Source organism: Pseudomonas sp. DY-1, assembly GCF_003626975.1.
Classification (GTDB): Bacteria; Pseudomonadota; Gammaproteobacteria; order Pseudomonadales; family Pseudomonadaceae; genus Metapseudomonas.
In genome coordinates this window covers 830,220-845,307 of sequence record NZ_CP032616.1, presented here as the reverse complement: position 1 = coordinate 845,307, position 15,088 = coordinate 830,220, and the positions used below count along the sequence as shown (strand labels likewise).

Annotated in this window: 12 protein-coding genes and 1 pseudogene; 10 read left to right on the top strand and 3 right to left on the bottom strand. The window is 59.7% G+C overall.

Going from position 1 to position 15,088, the window contains the following annotated elements:
- The first annotated feature begins 273 nt into the window (after positions 1-273).
- Positions 274-936 carry a hypothetical protein gene (locus D6Z43_RS04255; RefSeq protein WP_120650732.1) on the top strand — a complete coding sequence of 221 codons (663 nt, stop codon included), beginning with the start codon at positions 274-276 and terminating at the stop codon, positions 934-936.
- Positions 937-1,183: 247 nt separating this feature from the next.
- Here D6Z43_RS04255 and D6Z43_RS04245 read toward each other — a convergent pair whose 3' ends face one another.
- Positions 1,184-1,570 (bottom strand): cupin domain-containing protein, encoded by a 387-nt coding sequence (locus D6Z43_RS04245; RefSeq protein WP_120650730.1) that lies wholly within the window; start codon positions 1,568-1,570, stop codon positions 1,184-1,186.
- 72 nt (positions 1,571-1,642) lie between these two features.
- Complete coding sequence (locus D6Z43_RS04240) at positions 1,643-2,455, bottom strand: AraC family transcriptional regulator (RefSeq protein WP_120650728.1); 813 nt, start codon at positions 2,453-2,455, stop codon at positions 1,643-1,645.
- 619 nt (positions 2,456-3,074) lie between these two features.
- Between D6Z43_RS04240 and D6Z43_RS04235 the strand changes: the two genes are divergently transcribed.
- The 7 genes from D6Z43_RS04235 to D6Z43_RS04200 all read left to right on the top strand — a co-directional run bounded on the left by D6Z43_RS04235 (position 3,075) and on the right by D6Z43_RS04200 (position 12,042).
- Entirely contained in the window at positions 3,075-4,178 is a 1,104-nt protein-coding gene (locus D6Z43_RS04235; RefSeq protein ID WP_218569235.1) for a Gfo/Idh/MocA family protein, read from the top strand.
- A 43-nt stretch (positions 4,179-4,221) separates the two neighbouring features.
- Complete coding sequence (locus D6Z43_RS04230; RefSeq protein WP_120650725.1) at positions 4,222-5,079, top strand: sugar phosphate isomerase/epimerase; 858 nt, start codon at positions 4,222-4,224, stop codon at positions 5,077-5,079.
- 192 nt (positions 5,080-5,271) lie between these two features.
- On the top strand, positions 5,272-6,633 hold the full coding sequence (locus tag D6Z43_RS04225) for an MFS transporter (protein WP_120650723.1): 1,362 nt from the start codon (positions 5,272-5,274) through the stop codon (positions 6,631-6,633).
- Between the two features lie 110 nt (positions 6,634-6,743).
- The gene (locus tag D6Z43_RS04220) at positions 6,744-7,394 is read left to right on the top strand and encodes a TetR/AcrR family transcriptional regulator (RefSeq protein ID WP_120650721.1); all 651 of its coding nucleotides are present in this window, start codon (positions 6,744-6,746) and stop codon (positions 7,392-7,394) included.
- Between the two features lie 783 nt (positions 7,395-8,177).
- The gene (gene aroQ / locus D6Z43_RS04210) at positions 8,178-8,627 is read left to right on the top strand and encodes a type II 3-dehydroquinate dehydratase (protein ID WP_120650717.1); all 450 of its coding nucleotides are present in this window, start codon (positions 8,178-8,180) and stop codon (positions 8,625-8,627) included.
- A 207-nt stretch (positions 8,628-8,834) separates the two neighbouring features.
- Positions 8,835-10,730, top strand: a complete 1,896-nt coding sequence (gene quiC, locus D6Z43_RS04205) for a 3-dehydroshikimate dehydratase QuiC (protein ID WP_120650715.1) — start codon at positions 8,835-8,837, stop codon at positions 10,728-10,730.
- A 40-nt stretch (positions 10,731-10,770) separates the two neighbouring features.
- Positions 10,771-12,042 carry an OprD family porin gene (locus D6Z43_RS04200; RefSeq protein WP_120650713.1) on the top strand — a complete coding sequence of 424 codons (1,272 nt, stop codon included), beginning with the start codon at positions 10,771-10,773 and terminating at the stop codon, positions 12,040-12,042.
- 401 nt (positions 12,043-12,443) lie between these two features.
- On the opposite strand, the gene D6Z43_RS04195 is transcribed toward D6Z43_RS04200, so the two are convergent.
- Positions 12,444-13,250 carry a lytic transglycosylase domain-containing protein gene (locus D6Z43_RS04195; protein ID WP_120650711.1) on the bottom strand — a complete coding sequence of 269 codons (807 nt, stop codon included), beginning with the start codon at positions 13,248-13,250 and terminating at the stop codon, positions 12,444-12,446.
- A gap of 452 nt (positions 13,251-13,702) precedes the next feature.
- On the opposite strand from D6Z43_RS04195, the pseudogene D6Z43_RS04190 reads away from it, so the two are divergent.
- Both D6Z43_RS04190 and D6Z43_RS04185 read left to right on the top strand, forming a co-directional pair.
- Positions 13,703-14,005 (top strand): annotated as a pseudogene (locus tag D6Z43_RS04190) (transposase); the annotation flags it as partial.
- Between the two features lie 302 nt (positions 14,006-14,307).
- The gene (locus tag D6Z43_RS04185; RefSeq protein WP_120650709.1) at positions 14,308-15,069 is read left to right on the top strand and encodes an SDR family NAD(P)-dependent oxidoreductase; all 762 of its coding nucleotides are present in this window, start codon (positions 14,308-14,310) and stop codon (positions 15,067-15,069) included.
- Positions 15,070-15,088: the final 19 nt, after the last annotated feature.

Genomic DNA, 15,088 nt, shown 5'->3' with positions numbered 1-15,088 from the left:
GAAAGCAGAATGCAAAGTGCGGAAAAGAGAATCTGTCCCCTTGCTACTACTCCCGCTATCAGGTCGGGCGTCAGGGCAATCCCCGCCTTGGGGACAGGCTCAAGCGTAGTTGGCGCTATGCCGAGTTCCAGTCCGCATCACAGGCTATTCAAGGCGCGTGCACAGGACCACGACTGCGGCTAGAAAACCGCCCCCCACTCCCCCCTGAAGCCCGCGCTGGTCTGACGCCTTGCCTACACTCCTCTAGCGAAGCTGATAGAGCGAGGGTATGCGATGGAAAACAAGGAAAGAGGCACCCGGCAGCGAATACTCGAACCCGTCGACCGCATCACCGAAGTGATATTCGGACTGCTGATGGCAATGACCTTCATCGGATCGCTGAGCGTTGCCACGGCAGGCCGTGAAGAAGCCAGAACCATGCTGATCGCGGCTTTCGGCTGCAACCTCGCCTGGGGCCTGGCCGATGCCGTCATCTACCTGCTGCGTACCTGGACCGAACGCACCCGCAGCCGCACCTTGCTCGCGCGTCTGCAAAGCGATGCAAGTCCGGCCGAAGGTCGGGAGCTGATTGCCGACGCCCTGCCACTGCGCATTACCGAATCTGCAGGCCCGGACGGACTGGAATCGTTGCGTTTGCGCCTGCTTGCCAACGCCGATCAACCCGTTCGCGCGCGTTTGGACCTGCAAGATTTCGCCGGGGCACTGGGCACCTTCCTGCTGGTCGTGCTGGCGACATTCCCCTTGGTCATACCTTTTCTGCTGATCGACCAGACCGGACCGGCGATCCGAACTTCCAACCTGGTGTCGTTGGCGATGCTTTTTCTTTCAGGTTGGCTGCTGGCCCGCTATTCCGGCGGCAACCCGTGGGCCACGGGCGCGGTGATGGCGCTCGTTGGCACGGCGCTGATATTCGCGATCATTGCGCTGGGTGGGTGATGACTTTGCCTGACCCCAGGAGCCGGGCTACCGACAACGCATTGGAGGCGAGCAATCGCGAGGGGACTGGTGAGTATCTGGCTCGGAAGGCGCCGTTTATAGATGCAATTGTGGGCTGATTGGTTTTCTGGCCTTGCGGTGTTCTGGGGCCGGTAGTTGCCCTTTGTTAGGGGCAGCTACCGGCGGGGCCCAGCCGGACCCCGCACGATGGACCGGTGAAGCGTGGTCCACCGTTGCTGTATCAGGCCTATATCCAGACATTGCTCTCTGCTGTGCGATCTCCGACCTCGTCGCCAGTATTCACTACGCCCCGGGGCTCTATGAGCATCAGCATTACTTCCTTCTCGGCATAAGGCTTGTGCTCGACGCCCTTTGGCACGATGAACAGATCACCACTGCCGAGCGTCACGTACCGATCCCGGAACTCGATGCGAAGCTCACCCTCCAGCACGAAAAAAGCCTCGTCCGTGTCTGAATGAGAGTGCCAGACGAAGTCACCCTGAATGCGTACGACCTTGAACTGGTAGTCGTTCATTTCAGCGACCACCTTGGGTGACCACAGCTCAGTGACCTGTGAGAGCTTGTGAAGGAGGTTGATCGGCTGCTGGTTGAGGTTATGGAGGTGGCTGGACATGGTTGGCTCCTCGTGTTGGCTTTTCAAAAGCCTATCCAGGCACGAACAGAGCCTCTTGTACGATCCTGCAACCTAGCGGGATTTCATCAGCGACAGCCAGCGTGCTGGTGACAGTCCGAAGGCATGACGGAAGTGGCGTGTCATGTGACTCTGATCGAAAAAGCCCGCAGAGAGGGCTGCATCGGCAAGGCTTGAGCCTGCCAGCAGGAGCTCGCGGCAAATATCCAGGCGTCGCATCGTCACATAGCGATAGGGGCTGGTGCCAAAAAGTGCGCGAAAGTCTCGCGACAGGCTGCAGCGGTCTCGCCCGCTGACCTGCTCCAATTCTTCAATCGTGATGCTCGCGCCATTCATGTCGAGAATGTAAGTCCGGGCGCGTTCGGCGGCCTGATAGTCCAGGGCGCGGCGTCCCCGGTTGGTATTCGCCACCGCCTCCAGAGCCTGAGCAAGGTCATGGATGGCATCGTCTTCTTCCAGCGATTCGACCGGGTATTCCATAGCCTGCAAAAACGAGTCGGTTGCCCGAAGGATGCGTGCGTCATTGGACAGACCGCCTGCAATGAAAGGCAGGGTTCTGCCGCCTAGCGCTTGCTGGATCAACACAGGATCGACGTAGAGCATGCGATAGCGGAAGCCTTCATCAGTGCCAGCCATGCCATCGTGAAGCTCATCCGGATGGAGTACCAGTGCTCCACCGGGAAGGCTGTGCCGCATGGCGCCGCGGTAACGAAAGCTTTGCACGCCGGAGAGTGTTCGACCGATGGCGTAGGTGTCATGCCGATGCGGCTCGTAACCGTGGCCGGTGAAATAGGCCTCGATTCGTTCCACCTTGCTCGGAAAGTGACTATGGAGCATCCAGTCTCGCTTGGCGGTACCTGCGCTCATTACATTGGCCTCCCCAGCTGTATCAACCGACGTTGGCAACAATAAATCGCTTCGGCTGGGGTGTCTCTTCCGATTGTCGATTGCGAAACAGGGCTCCACTGGCCCAGATAGTTGGTGCTGGTCCATCCCGGGCCTCGGTAGCGATGGGTCCACATTACAGACTCTGCGCTTGACTGCCTGAACGCTCCGCCTGCCGCACCCCGCCTGCCTCTCGCCCGGTCACTTGATTGGCCTCTCCCATCTGAACTCTTCGGTACATCACTGACTGCTCGTCGCAACTTCCTTACGAGGCTGGACGCGTCTTCGAGCTGGGGCGTGCAAACAGATATCGCGCGCCGGCCTACTGCTACCCACCTGATCAGTGTTGGCTTGTCGCTCCCGTTCGTGGGGCAGCAGACCACTCCAGAATTCCCCATATAGGGAATTATTAATATACCGTTTTATGATTATTTACACACACAAAATGACTTTTTGGTTATTAAAAAATCATAAGCCTCTGTTAACAAAGACTTTTTATAGTTGCTTGAAATTTTTATTCTTCTGATTTTCAGTTTGATATTCCTGTTTTGGGGAAATAATCTTTACTTGGCTTACGCGAATCCGCACGATTTCGGCTTTCTTGCGAATTTTCCTGGCGATTCGCATTGATCAATTCACAAAAACAGGAATTAAGATGAATAGGATCCCGCTCGGAGTCATCGGCGCAGGGCTGATCGGCAAGACGCACATCGAGCGCGCCCAAGCGCTTGAGAATGTGGAACTGGTAGGCATTGCCGACCCCTCTCCCGCCGCGCAGGAGTTGGCTAAGTCGCTCGGGGTGCCGTGGTTCGCGGATTACGTCACGATGCTGGAGGCGGCCAAGCCGCGAGGCGTGGTGGTGGCCACCCCGAATGTAACTCACGCGGATGTCGCCGTGGCTTGCCTTGAGCGCAAGGTGGCCGTGTTGGTGGAAAAGCCAATCGCTGACACCCTGGAGAATGCCCGTCGAATCTGTGCGGCCGCAGTGGCTAATGGCGTACCCGCATTGGTCGGCCACCAGCGCCGCTACAACCCGATCATGCGTCAGGCCAAGTCCATTGTTGAGGCCGGAGCGCTGGGCAAGCCGGTCAGCGTCACAGCACTGTGCACCTGGTTGAAGCCGGACGAGTATTTCGAAACCACCTGGCGTCGGCAGGCAGGCGGCGGTCCGGTGCTCATCAACCTGATTCACGACATCGATCTGTTGCGCTTCCTTTTCGGTGAAATCGAAAGCCTGCAAGCAATCACCTCGAACCGAATTCGCCGCTTTGAAGTAGAAGATACGGCAGCCGTGATGCTGCGCTTCTGCAACGGAGCCCTGGGCACAGTATCGGTTTCGGATACGACGGCCGCCCCCTGGAACTGGGACCTGTCGGCAGGTGAGGCCGAACGCTTCCCGCGCCAGGATGATGTCAACTCGCACTTCTTCTCGGGCACGGAAGGCTCACTGACTCTGCCTCGCCTGGAGTTGTGGCGCTACCACAACCAGGCGGGATGGCATGACCAGATCACCGTCGAGCGCGCCGTGCCCCACATCGGCTGCCCCTACGCCGAGCAATTGCGGCATTTCTGTGCAGTGATGGAGGGGCTCGAGCAGCCCATCTGCTCCGCAGAAGACGGCCTGCGCACCCTCGAAGCGACACTGGCCGTGCACGAAGCTGCCACCTCGGGTTCCGTCGTACATCTGGTGGGCGGCGCATCATGAGCGTCGTGAGCAATGCCTTGCCGCAGATTTGCGAGGGGGGCTCATGAAGCGCTTGCTGGGCCTTGCGCCCCTTTCGCACCTGGAGTTGTCGCCTGCCGATATGGTGGAGTGCGCCTCTACCGCCGGCTTTGACTGCGTCGGCCTGCGACTAATTCCGGCGACCCCCGATGAGCCGCAACGCGACAGTATTGGGGACACCCCGTTGATTCGCGAAACGGCTCGTCGCCTGCGAGACACCGGGATCCAGGTATCGGATATCGAACTGTTCCGCCTGCGGCCGGAGACCCGACTCGAAGACTTTCGTGCTGCACTTGAAACCGGCGCATTACTCGGCGCGCGTAACGCTGTCGTATCGGGTCAGGTCGCCGACTTTGCTCAGATGACCGATCTCTTCGCGGGGTTCTGCGAGCTGGCGGGTAAATACGGCATCTCCGCTAACCTGGAGCCCACCCCCTGGGTTGATATCTGCAACCTCTCAGCTGCGTCACGCCTGATTGAGGCGGCAGGCTGCACAAATGCCGGCATCCTCGTGGACCCGATCCACTTTGATCGGGCCGGGGAGCGACTCGAGACGCTTACCGCTCTGCCGGCGCACTACTTCCGATTGATGCAGCTGTGTGACGCACCGGCTCGGCGACCGATTGACCTCGACACCCTCTTGTATCAGGCCCGCGCCGAGCGACTGATGCCGGGCGACGGCGGCCTGAATTTGGTGGGCCTGCTACGGGCGCTACCGCCGGGCATCCCCCTCAGCCTGGAGGTGCCGATGCGCAGCCTCTCCGCTGAGCTGCCTGCCGTTGAGCGGGCTCGGCGGATGCTGGAGAAAACTCAGGCTTTGCTTGCAAGCCTGCCGCAAGAAATCCATTTCGAATCGAGTTCTGCGCCCGCCGCTCATCACTGAGCGGTGGAGCTTTCACTCAACTTCGGATAATCGCTGAGGAGGGTTCATCTACTGGCGAGCAAACAGAATCAGGCCGAATAGGGCCTTGCTGGACCAACAAGAACAAAACGCAATCCAGAGTGTGTGTTGACGCACACACGCCGCGCTTTCCCAACCTAATCCGAGGGAGAGCGGGGCGATATCGGAGGTAGCATGAACACCCAGGCAACACAACACAAGAAAACGCCGGGCAAGGCCGCATTCGCCGGTTGGATCGGTAGCGCGATGGAGTACTACGACTTTTTCATCTACGGAACAGCGGCAGCACTGGTCTTCGGCAAGATCTTCTTCCCAGGTTCCGACCCGGCCATGGGCGTGCTGCTGGCGCTGGGCACGTTCGGCGTCGGCTATCTCGCCCGACCAATTGGTGCCCTTTTCCTTGGTCACCTCGGTGATAAATACGGGCGTAAACGAGTGCTGGTGCTAACGCTGCTGCTGATGGGCGTTTCGACCTTCCTCGTGGGCTGCCTACCCACCTACGAGAGCATCGGGATCGCGGCTCCGATCATGCTCGTGATACTTCGCCTATGTCAGGGCTTCTCGGCCTCTGGCGAGCAGTCCGGCGCAAACTCCATGACGCTTGAGCATGCGCCCGACCATCAACGAGCGTACTTCACCAGCTTTACGATTAGCGGCACCCAAGCGGGCCTTATCCTGGCAACCCTGGTGTTCCTGCCGATCGCCAGTCTGCCGGAAGAGGATCTGCTGTCCTGGGGGTGGCGCATTCCTTTCTGGTTGAGCTTGATCGTGCTGGTAGTTGGCTACCTGATCCGGCGCAACATCGAAGAGACGCCAGTGTTCCAGGAAGCGAAGGAGACCAAGCAGACCGCAAAAATTCCACTGGTAGCTTTGCTTCGTGACTATAAAGCGGACGTGTTTCGCGTGGCCATGGCGGCCATGGTGTCTACCGTGAGCACGCTGTTCGGCATCTTCGCCCTGTCCTATGCCGTAAACATTGTCGGCGTTGAGCGCAGCACGATGCTCTGGCTGACCATCATCACCAACATTGTGGCACTTTTCGCAATCCCGCTCTGGGCGCGCCTGGCCGATCAGATTGGTCGCCGTCCGGTGTACTTGTTTGGCGTGCTTGCTTCCGGTGCGTTGATGACTCCCTTCCTCTGGTCGCTCGGCCAGAACAATTTGCCGCTGAGCTTTGTGCTGGGGGTGTTGATGTCGGGCGTGTGCTTCAGCGCTGCGAATGGGATTTGGCCGGCCTTCTTCGGCGAAATGTTCAGCACTAAGGTTCGGCTTTCTGGCATGGCCATCGGGACGCAGGTCGGGTTTGCACTTTCGGGGCTCGCACCAATCGTCGCCGCAGCCTTTATGAAGGGCAGCACGCCATGGCTAGCAGCTGCAGGCCTCGCCTTGGTGGGATGCGCCATCGCCGCAGTGGCAACCTGGACTGCGCGGGAAACGTACAAAATCAAAATGGATGACTTGGGTAGGCATCCTGGAGCCAATGATCACAGGCCCCAGCCGAACCCGCTCAACATCCAGCTGAAGACTGCCGACTGACAGCCTCGGCAGACAGGGTGGAGACCAAGGAGCAGGTCTCCACCCCAGGTTGCAAAGTTGAGGTATTCTGCGATGCTCACCCAATCAGGAATACGACAGTATTTTCGGGCATGGCAGATTCAAGTATCGAAGCAACTCAAGGGAAGCGCTCGCGCAACGCCAAGCGTACGCAAGAGACAATTCTCCAGGCAGCTCGCTCGGTTTTCGCGGAGCAGGGGCTGGAAGGCGCTCGCCTCGAAGAGATCGCTGAGCGCGCCAACGTCGATAAGCGATTGATCTACTACTACTACGACAGCAAGGAAGAGTTGTTTCTCTCCGTGTTGGAAAACGGCTACTTGGACTTGCGTCGGGCCGAGCGAGAGCTTGACCTGGAAAGTCTGCAGCCGATGGATGCCATTCGCCGTCTGATCGAGTTCTCCTGGCGTTACTACAATGAGCATCCTGATTTCATGGCGCTGGTGAACAACGAGAACCTCCATCGCGCTCGTTACCTCTCGACTTCCAAGCATCTGCCGGAGCTGGGTTCGCCCCTGGTGGGGAGTCTGGGACGGATTCTTGAGCAAGGCCGCATCGATGGCACATTTCGTGGCGGTGTCGATCCTGTGCAGCTCTATTTCACCCTCGTGGGGATGACCTATTTCTATCTCGCGAACCAATACACCCTGTCGACCATCCATGGTCGTGACCTGGTTACGCCCAAGGCGCTCAATGAACGCCTTTCCCACGTAACCGAGGTAATACTGGGCTTCCTAGTGCGCTGACGATGCAGCGCTGTCTTGCAAGCTAAAAGCCGCTCAACGAGCGGCTTTTTGTTTGGCTGATTGGCTTAAAAGAGCGCTTTGGTGTAGGTGCTGCGCTCCATGTCCTGCAGCTGCACGCTCAACTGCGCGTCTAGGCCGTCGGGCGTGCCGAGGGTCGTCTCCAGCGCTTCCAGGACGCCTCGAGATAGCACCTGCTTGACGTTCTCTGACCGCCCCTGAAGCAGCCACCGCGAAGCTCGGAGCGGTGCGGCCTCGCACCTCGCGGGCAAATACCTTCGTCCTCCAACGCCAGCCGCGGCAGCCTTGCCGGCGCCAAGACCTGCACCTCTCTCAGCCCCAAATCGTGGGCTTCAGATGACTTGCGCCTCTGGCAACTCATCGCTCAGCTGCCTCTGCTCACGCTCAAGGCGTAGCGCCTAAATTCCCCATTGAAGGAATTAAAATAATTCTAATAAGCGAGATATTTATATCTTTGTCGCATATAAAATCTGTAAATACATGAAATACATGGGCTTTACTGCTATTTTAGTTTCCGGTGAAGCTCTCATTTTTCCATTGAAATTCTACCAATGGGGAAATAGTATTCCCTCCGACAGCAGATGGCTCAGTATTCCTCGGGCTTATTGCCGATTTCGAGTGTGATTTATTAATTTAATTCCCTTTACGGGGAATAAATCCAACTGCTGCAGAGGACTGTTCAGGAGGTGATCCAGCCTGAGCAGCAAGCACAACGAATTGCCGGGGGCTGCCTTGCGAGGAGCCCCAATCTGACTGGAGCTGCCAATGTCCATCCTTCTCGTTTTGAATGGCCCGAACCTCAACATGCTCGGCAAGCGCCAGCCAGAGGTCTACGGACACGAGTCATTGGCCGATGTCGAAGCGCTTTGTCGCCAAACTGCCAACCAGTTCGACCTTGAAATTGAATTCCAACAGACCAACCACGAAGGCCAGATGATCGACTGGATTCACCAGGCGCGTGGCCGGGTGAATGGCATCGTCATCAATCCGGGCGCCTGGACTCATACATCGGTGGCCATTCACGACGCGCTGATTGCCGCGGAGGTGCCCGTCATCGAAGTCCACATATCCAACGTCCACCGGCGCGAAAGCTTCCGCCATCACTCCTATGTCTCGCTTGTGGCTAAAGCCGTTCTGGCTGGCTTCGGCACCCATGGCTACCAACTGGCGATTCAGCATTTCGCCTTTCTCGATACCCCTCGCAGCAGTCAGTAAACGTTGCCAAGTAGCCGTTGGACGGCGGCTCGCCGGTCCAGCCGGATTTTATTGCGCCTGGAGATCGGGCATGGCGAGCGGCGATTGCCGTTTCGGCGCCCCGAAATGCACAGCAGCTAGGGTCGGCTCGGTCAGGTTTCAGGAGTGCTCCCGCTCCAAATTGAGCTGCTCGTGAACCGCAACTAACAATTACAAAGGATCTGAAGCATGCAGCGTTCCATTGCCACCGTCTCCCTGAGCGGTACCCTGCCGGAAAAACTCGAGGCCATTGCCGCCGCCGGTTTCGACGGCGTCGAGATCTTCGAAAACGACCTCCTGTACTACGCCGGCAGCCCGCGCGAAATCCGCCAGATGTGCGCTGATCTCGGCATCGCCATCACCCTGTTCCAGCCGTTCCGTGATTTCGAAGGTTGTCGCCGCGACCGTCTGCAGAAAAACCTCGACCGTGCCGAACGCAAGTTCGACCTGATGCAGGAGCTGGGTACTGACCTGGTGCTTGTGTGCAGCAACGTCCAGGCCGACTCCCTGCCCGATGAGGAAATCCTCGTCGACGATCTGCGCCTGCTGGCTGAACGTGCCGGCGCACGCAATCTGCGTATCGGCTACGAGGCACTGGCCTGGGGCCGCCATGTGAACAGCTGGCAGCAAGTCTGGAGCCTGGTGCGCCAGGCTGATCATCCGGCCCTCGGCGTGCTGCTGGACAGCTTCCACACCCTGTCGATCAAGGGCGACCCGAGTGGTATCGCCGAAATTCCAGGCGACAAGATCTTCTTCGTGCAGATGGCTGACGCACCGCAGCTGGCCATGGACGTGCTGGAGTGGAGCCGACACTTCCGCTGCTTCCCCGGCCAGGGCGAGTTCGACCTGGCGGGATTCCTCGCCCCCATCATTCGCAGCGGCTACACCGGCCCGCTGTCGCTGGAAATCTTCAACGACGGCTTCCGCGCCGCGCCGCCGCGCGCCAATGCCGCCGATGGCCTGCGCTCCCTGCTTTACCTCGAAGAGAAGACCCGCAAGCTGCTGGCCAAGGATCCGACTCCAGCCGCCAATCTGGATGTCCTCTTCTCGCCGCCGCCGGCCAGCCGCTACGACGGCGTGGAGTTTCTCGAATTCGCCGTTGACGAGTCCCAGGGCGCCAAGCTTGCCAACTGGCTGGAGCGCCTGGGCTTTGCCCGCGCTGGCAAGCATCGCTCCAAGGCCGTGAGCCTGTTGCGCCAGGGCGACATCAACATCGTGCTCAATGCCGAACCCTATTCCTTTGCCCACGGCTACTTCGAGGCCCACGGCCCATCGTTGTGCGCCACTGCCCTGCGAGTGAAGGACAGCGGCAGTGCGCTGGAACGCGCCCGCGAGTTCAAGGGGCAGCCATTCCGTGGCCTGGTAGGGCCGAACGAGCGCGAGATTCCCGCCGTGCGCGCGCCGGACGGCAGCCTGATCTACCTGGTGGAACAGGCCCAGGCCGGCCAGACCATCTTTGACAGCGACTTCGTCCTCGATGCGGGCGCCGAGCAGACTGGCAACCTCGATCGCATCGACCACATGGCCCTGGCGCTGCCGGCCGATGGGCTGGACAGCTGGGTGCTGTTCTACAAGAGCGTGCTGGATTTCGAGGCCGATGATGAGGTGGTGCTGCCGGACCCGTACGGCCTGGTGAAGAGCCGCGCCGTCCGTAGCCGCTGCAGCAGCATCCGCCTGCCGCTGAGCATCTCGGAAAACCGCAACACCGCAATCTCTCACGCGTTGTCCAGCTACGGCGGCTCGGGCGCGCACCACATCGCCTTCTCCTGTGAGGACATCTTCGCCGAGGTGAGCCGCGCGAAGCTTGCCGGCGTGCCGCTGCTGGATATCCCGCTGAACTACTACGACGACCTGGCGGCGCGCTTCGACTTCGACGACGAGTTCCTCAGCGAGTTGGCCTACTACAACGTGCTCTACGACCGCGACGCGCAGGGAGGCGAGCTGTTCCACGTCTACACGGAACCGTTCGAGGGGCGCTTCTTCTTTGAAATCTTGCAACGCAAGAACGGCTACGCCGGCTACGGCGCGACCAATGTCGCCGTGCGCCTGGCAGCCATGGCAAAGGCCCGAACCTTGAAGTTTTAGGGCCTCCCCTCACCACCAACCTAGCGAGGACATAACAACAATGAATTTTCGCGCCCCGACCCGTCGCTTCTGCGCCATTGGTCTTGCCGCCCAATGCGTCATCGGCAGCAGCGGGTATGCCTATGCCGCCGAAGACAGTGGTTTCGTCGAAGACGCCGCGGCCACCTTGAACCTCCGCAACTACTACCTGAACCGTAATTTCGTTGGCGACTCAACGACCCAAGGCATGGCGGAAGAATGGACCCAGAGTTTCATCCTCGATGCCAAGTCGGGTTTCACTCAGGGCCCTGTGGGCTTCGGCGTGGATGTCCTCGGTCTGCTTTCCGTCAAACTCGACGGCGGCAAGGGCACGAAGGGTACTCAACTCCTTCCTGTGCATTCTGATGGCCGCCCCGCAGACGACTTCGGCCGCCTGGCGGTAGCCGGCAAGATGCGCATCTCCAACACCGAACTGAAGGTAGGTGAATGGATGCCGCTGCTGCCGATTCTGCGCTCTGACGATGGCCGATCCCTGCCGCAGACTTTCCAGGGTGCGCAAGTCACCTCGAAAGAAATCGATGGCTTGACCCTGTACGGCGGTCAGTTCCGCGGCAACAGCCCACGCAACGACGCGAGCATGGAAGACATGTTCATGAACGGAAAGCCCACCTTCACGTCTGATCGCTTCAACTTTGTCGGCGGCGAATACAGCTTCAACGACAACCGAACCCTGGTGGGTCTGTGGAGCGCCGAGCTGAAAGATATTTACCAGCAGCAGTATGTTCAGTTGGTGCACAGCCAACCGGTAGGCGATTGGACACTGGGTGCCAACCTCGGTCACTTCAATGGCAAAGAAGATGGGAGTGCCCTTGCGGGTGACCTCGACAACCGCACCTCGTACGGGTTGTTCTCTGCCAAGTACGGCGCCCACACCTTTTACGTCGGCCTGCAGAAGGTCAGCGGCGACGACGCCTGGATGCGCGTCAACGGCGCCAGCGGAAGCCCTCTGGGCAATGACAGCTTCAGCTCCAGCTACGACAACGCGGGCGAGCGTTCGTGGCAACTGCGTCACGACTACAACTTTGCGGCTCTTGGTATTCCGGGTCTGACCTTGATGAACCGTTACCTCAGTGGCGACAACGTCCACGTTGGTGCCGTGACCGACGGCGAGGAATGGGGGCGCGAAACCGAGCTGTCTTACGTGGTGCAGTCGGGCGCGTTCAAGGCCCTGAACATCAAATGGCGTAACTCCACGATGCGTCGTGACTGGGGTAGCAACACCAGCTTCGATGAGAACCGGCTGATCATCAGCTATCCGCTGTCCCTTCTGTAGGCACCGCCCAAGAGTTAACTGGTGCAACGCTTCTCAGTTTCCGAACGTCCACCTGGGCACTGAAATAGCCATCGGAACAGGCGAAGCAGACAACCGTTTTTTAACCTCGGCTCATTGCTGGTGTGGGTCGAGGTTTTTTTTGCCTTTACGTCGAGAGTAGCGGTGACGATGAGGAGCCCTTCAAGGTAGTAATCGCAGCCCAGATGGGATGTTTTGGCCGATAGACAGGCCGTTTGGGGCCGTTAGCTACCAGTGAGCGTGGGAGTTCGGTTGAGTCATGTCCCGCCCGGCGTACTGATTGAGCGCGGAACCTGATTGCTTGCGCAAGGCGGATAACGAGCCAGCGCTATCCGCCGTGGGGGGCGGCGTATGACCTAATCCGGGTTATGCGCCCTACGTTACTAGCGATGCTTGCGATAGCGTTCGGCCAAGGATTGCACGAGGGTGACGTAGGATTGCGTCTCGGCGTAGGGAGGCACCCCGTTGTACTCGACCACGGACGCTTCGCCGGCGTTGTAACCTGCCAACGCCAGCACCTGGTTACCGTTGAAGCGCTTGAGCAGCCAAGCCAGGTATCGCACGCCGCCGCGAATGTTCTGTCGCGCGTCGAACGGATCGTCCACGGCGAAGCGCTCGGCGGTGGCGGGCATCAACTGCATCAACCCCAGGGCGCCAGCTTCGGAAATGGCGTTGGGGCGAAACGCCGATTCGGCATGTATCACTGCGCGGACCAGCGCCCTGTCGACGCCGTAATGACCCGAAGCGGCTTCGATCTCCCGCCGATAGGAACGGGTGTCCAGGCGCAGTGAGGCGACCTTGAAATCCTTCGGTGCCATGCACAGATAGCAGCCCTTGATGTAATAGAGCTCAAGGACATCGACCCGAGCGGAGATCCCCACGGGGCGCCGGCTCACATACTGACGAATCCCCTTGTGGACGAAGGTGTACACCCGAATGCGCACCGCGCCTGAGTTGTCGGCCCGCACAAGCCTTGGCTGGGCCGGGGCCTTGGCGCCGACAGTGGCGCCCGCCATGCCATCCAGGCGAGTGCAGCGGGCGCTGGCGATGGCTTGGCTGGTGTAGCTGATGGTTCCGTCCCGGGCTTGGCACTTGAACGTGGCGCTGGCGCACAGCGGAGCGGCCAGCAAGGCCAGCTCGATACAGCCAAGAAGGCTCTTGCGAGCCCATCGCCGTGCTCTGGAACTCATCACTTCGCTCCGCGCCGCAGGCGCCGATCAGGCCTGAGGGCTAGCCCAGGCAACCAGGAAACACCAACTGGGACTTTCGTCGGCAGCGGTAGCCCCAAGCGAGCTTTGCGCACGCTCGCCGTGCTCTAGTCACTGACAGGCCCCCGGGATTTCCCAGGCGCTGCCTTTGGAGGGCCTATCCTGAGTGACCCACCGTTTGTTCTAGTAGTTATAACCCTTGCAACCGGCCTTGGAGCCTACTTTGACGTACGGGCTGTCGGCGCTCCCGCGTGACGCAGGACTGATTGCTCGCACGACGCGTCGTTCCGGCTTGCCAGGGCCGGGCGCAAGTCTCATCCGCGTGTAGCGGAGCCGGGGCGGGACAGGCCCAGGTAGTCGACGGCAAAGTTGTCATCGTTATCCGCCCGGGCCGGACTCATCCGAGAATGAAATACGCCTTGCGCACCGGAATAGAGAAGGACATCGAGCCGCATGGGCCGGTGTGGGACAAGACCGAGCGCAAGGACGATAGCCTCCAACAGAGAACGTGGGTGACCAAGGCCAACACCATCATCTACCGCTCCAGCCAAGCCGGCTGCGCCACCTGCCCGCTGAAAGCCACGTGCTGTCCCTGAACGTCAAACCGCATGATCGTCCGCAGCATCCATGAAGCGGCTCGCGCCGTAGCGCGACGCATGGCCAAGACGCCGGAGTACCTCCGCTCCCGCTGCGAGCGCAAGAAAGTCGAGATGCCCTTCGCCCACCTCAAGCGGATCGCCGCTCACGGGATAGGTACACCTGCGGCGAGCAGAAACCCTCGAATTAACCGGCAAACCTGAGCCCGATGGCTCAGTGCAACGCCGAAAGGCAACGTGAAGTGGCTTGCGGCCACTTCGAAAGCTGGTGCACCTGACCGAAGTGCGGACCTTTCTACCCCTTCTTGGTCAGTTTCGCGCAAAACCCCAACAGACTCCGCAATTCCCCAAGAGAGGAACTCGCCGTCCCGGGAGAAAGTGAAAACGTCCGAAGCGTTCTGCTTCGAATCTCAGTAACCAAGCCTTCTCACTGGAGAGATGACATGACTGATTTCACACCTACCCCAAATGAAGTAGCCGGCAAGGTCGTCCTGGTAACCGGTGCAGCCAGCGGTATCGGTAAAGCGATAGCCGAGGTTCTGCACACCCGCGGCGCAAAAATCATCGCCGAAGATATTGACCCGAGCGTTGTGTCACTAGCGCGTCCCGGGCTGGTCCCTTTCGTTGCCGACATCACCAAAGACGGCTCAGCGGAACAGGCTGTTGCATTGGCGGTAAAGGAGTTCGGCAGGCTGGATATCCTGGTCAACAACGCCGGCCGCATCATCTACAAACCGGTGGTGGAGCTGACTCGCGAGGAGTGGAACTGGCAGATGGAGACAAACGTCACCGGAGCTTTCCTGCATTCGCGCGAAGCGGTGAAGGAGATGATTAAACAGAAGTCGGGGGCGATCGTGAACATCGCCTCCTACGCGTCCTACTTCGCCTTCCCTGACATCGCCGCCTACACCGCGTCCAAGGGCGCGTTAGCCCAGCTGACTCGCACGCTGGCCCTGGAAGTCATCGAGCATGGCATTCGGGTCAATGCCATTGGCGTCGGCAATGTGGTGACCAACCTCCTCAACCACTTCATGGAGGACGGATCCAGCTTCCTGGCGGAACATGGCAAGTCGGCTCCGATCGGTCGCGCAGCCTCTCCCGAGGAAATTGCCGAGATAGTTGCCTTCCTCGCGTCCGATCGCGCCAGCTTCATGGTCGGCTCGGTGGTGATGGCCGACGGCGGGATGAGTGTTCGAGTGGGCTAATCCACGCGGATCAAGGGGT

Excerpts from the sequence above, each read along its gene's own strand:
- D6Z43_RS04185 (WP_120650709.1), top strand. The coding sequence starts at position 14,308 with ATGACTGATTTCACACCTACCCCAAATGAAGTAGCCGGCAAGGTCGTC.
- D6Z43_RS04240 (WP_120650728.1), bottom strand. The coding sequence starts at position 2,455 with ATGAGCGCAGGTACCGCCAAGCGAGACTGGATGCTCCATAGTCACTTT.
- D6Z43_RS04225 (WP_120650723.1), top strand. The coding sequence starts at position 5,272 with ATGAACACCCAGGCAACACAACACAAGAAAACGCCGGGCAAGGCCGCA.
- D6Z43_RS04200 (WP_120650713.1), top strand. The coding sequence starts at position 10,771 with ATGAATTTTCGCGCCCCGACCCGTCGCTTCTGCGCCATTGGTCTTGCC.
- D6Z43_RS04245 (WP_120650730.1), bottom strand. The coding sequence starts at position 1,570 with ATGTCCAGCCACCTCCATAACCTCAACCAGCAGCCGATCAACCTCCTT.
- D6Z43_RS04255 (WP_120650732.1), top strand. The coding sequence starts at position 274 with ATGGAAAACAAGGAAAGAGGCACCCGGCAGCGAATACTCGAACCCGTC.
- D6Z43_RS04230 (WP_120650725.1), top strand. The coding sequence starts at position 4,222 with ATGAAGCGCTTGCTGGGCCTTGCGCCCCTTTCGCACCTGGAGTTGTCG.
- aroQ (WP_120650717.1), top strand. The coding sequence starts at position 8,178 with ATGTCCATCCTTCTCGTTTTGAATGGCCCGAACCTCAACATGCTCGGC.
- D6Z43_RS04220 (WP_120650721.1), top strand. The coding sequence starts at position 6,744 with ATGGCAGATTCAAGTATCGAAGCAACTCAAGGGAAGCGCTCGCGCAAC.
- quiC (WP_120650715.1), top strand. The coding sequence starts at position 8,835 with ATGCAGCGTTCCATTGCCACCGTCTCCCTGAGCGGTACCCTGCCGGAA.
- D6Z43_RS04195 (WP_120650711.1), bottom strand. The coding sequence starts at position 13,250 with ATGAGTTCCAGAGCACGGCGATGGGCTCGCAAGAGCCTTCTTGGCTGT.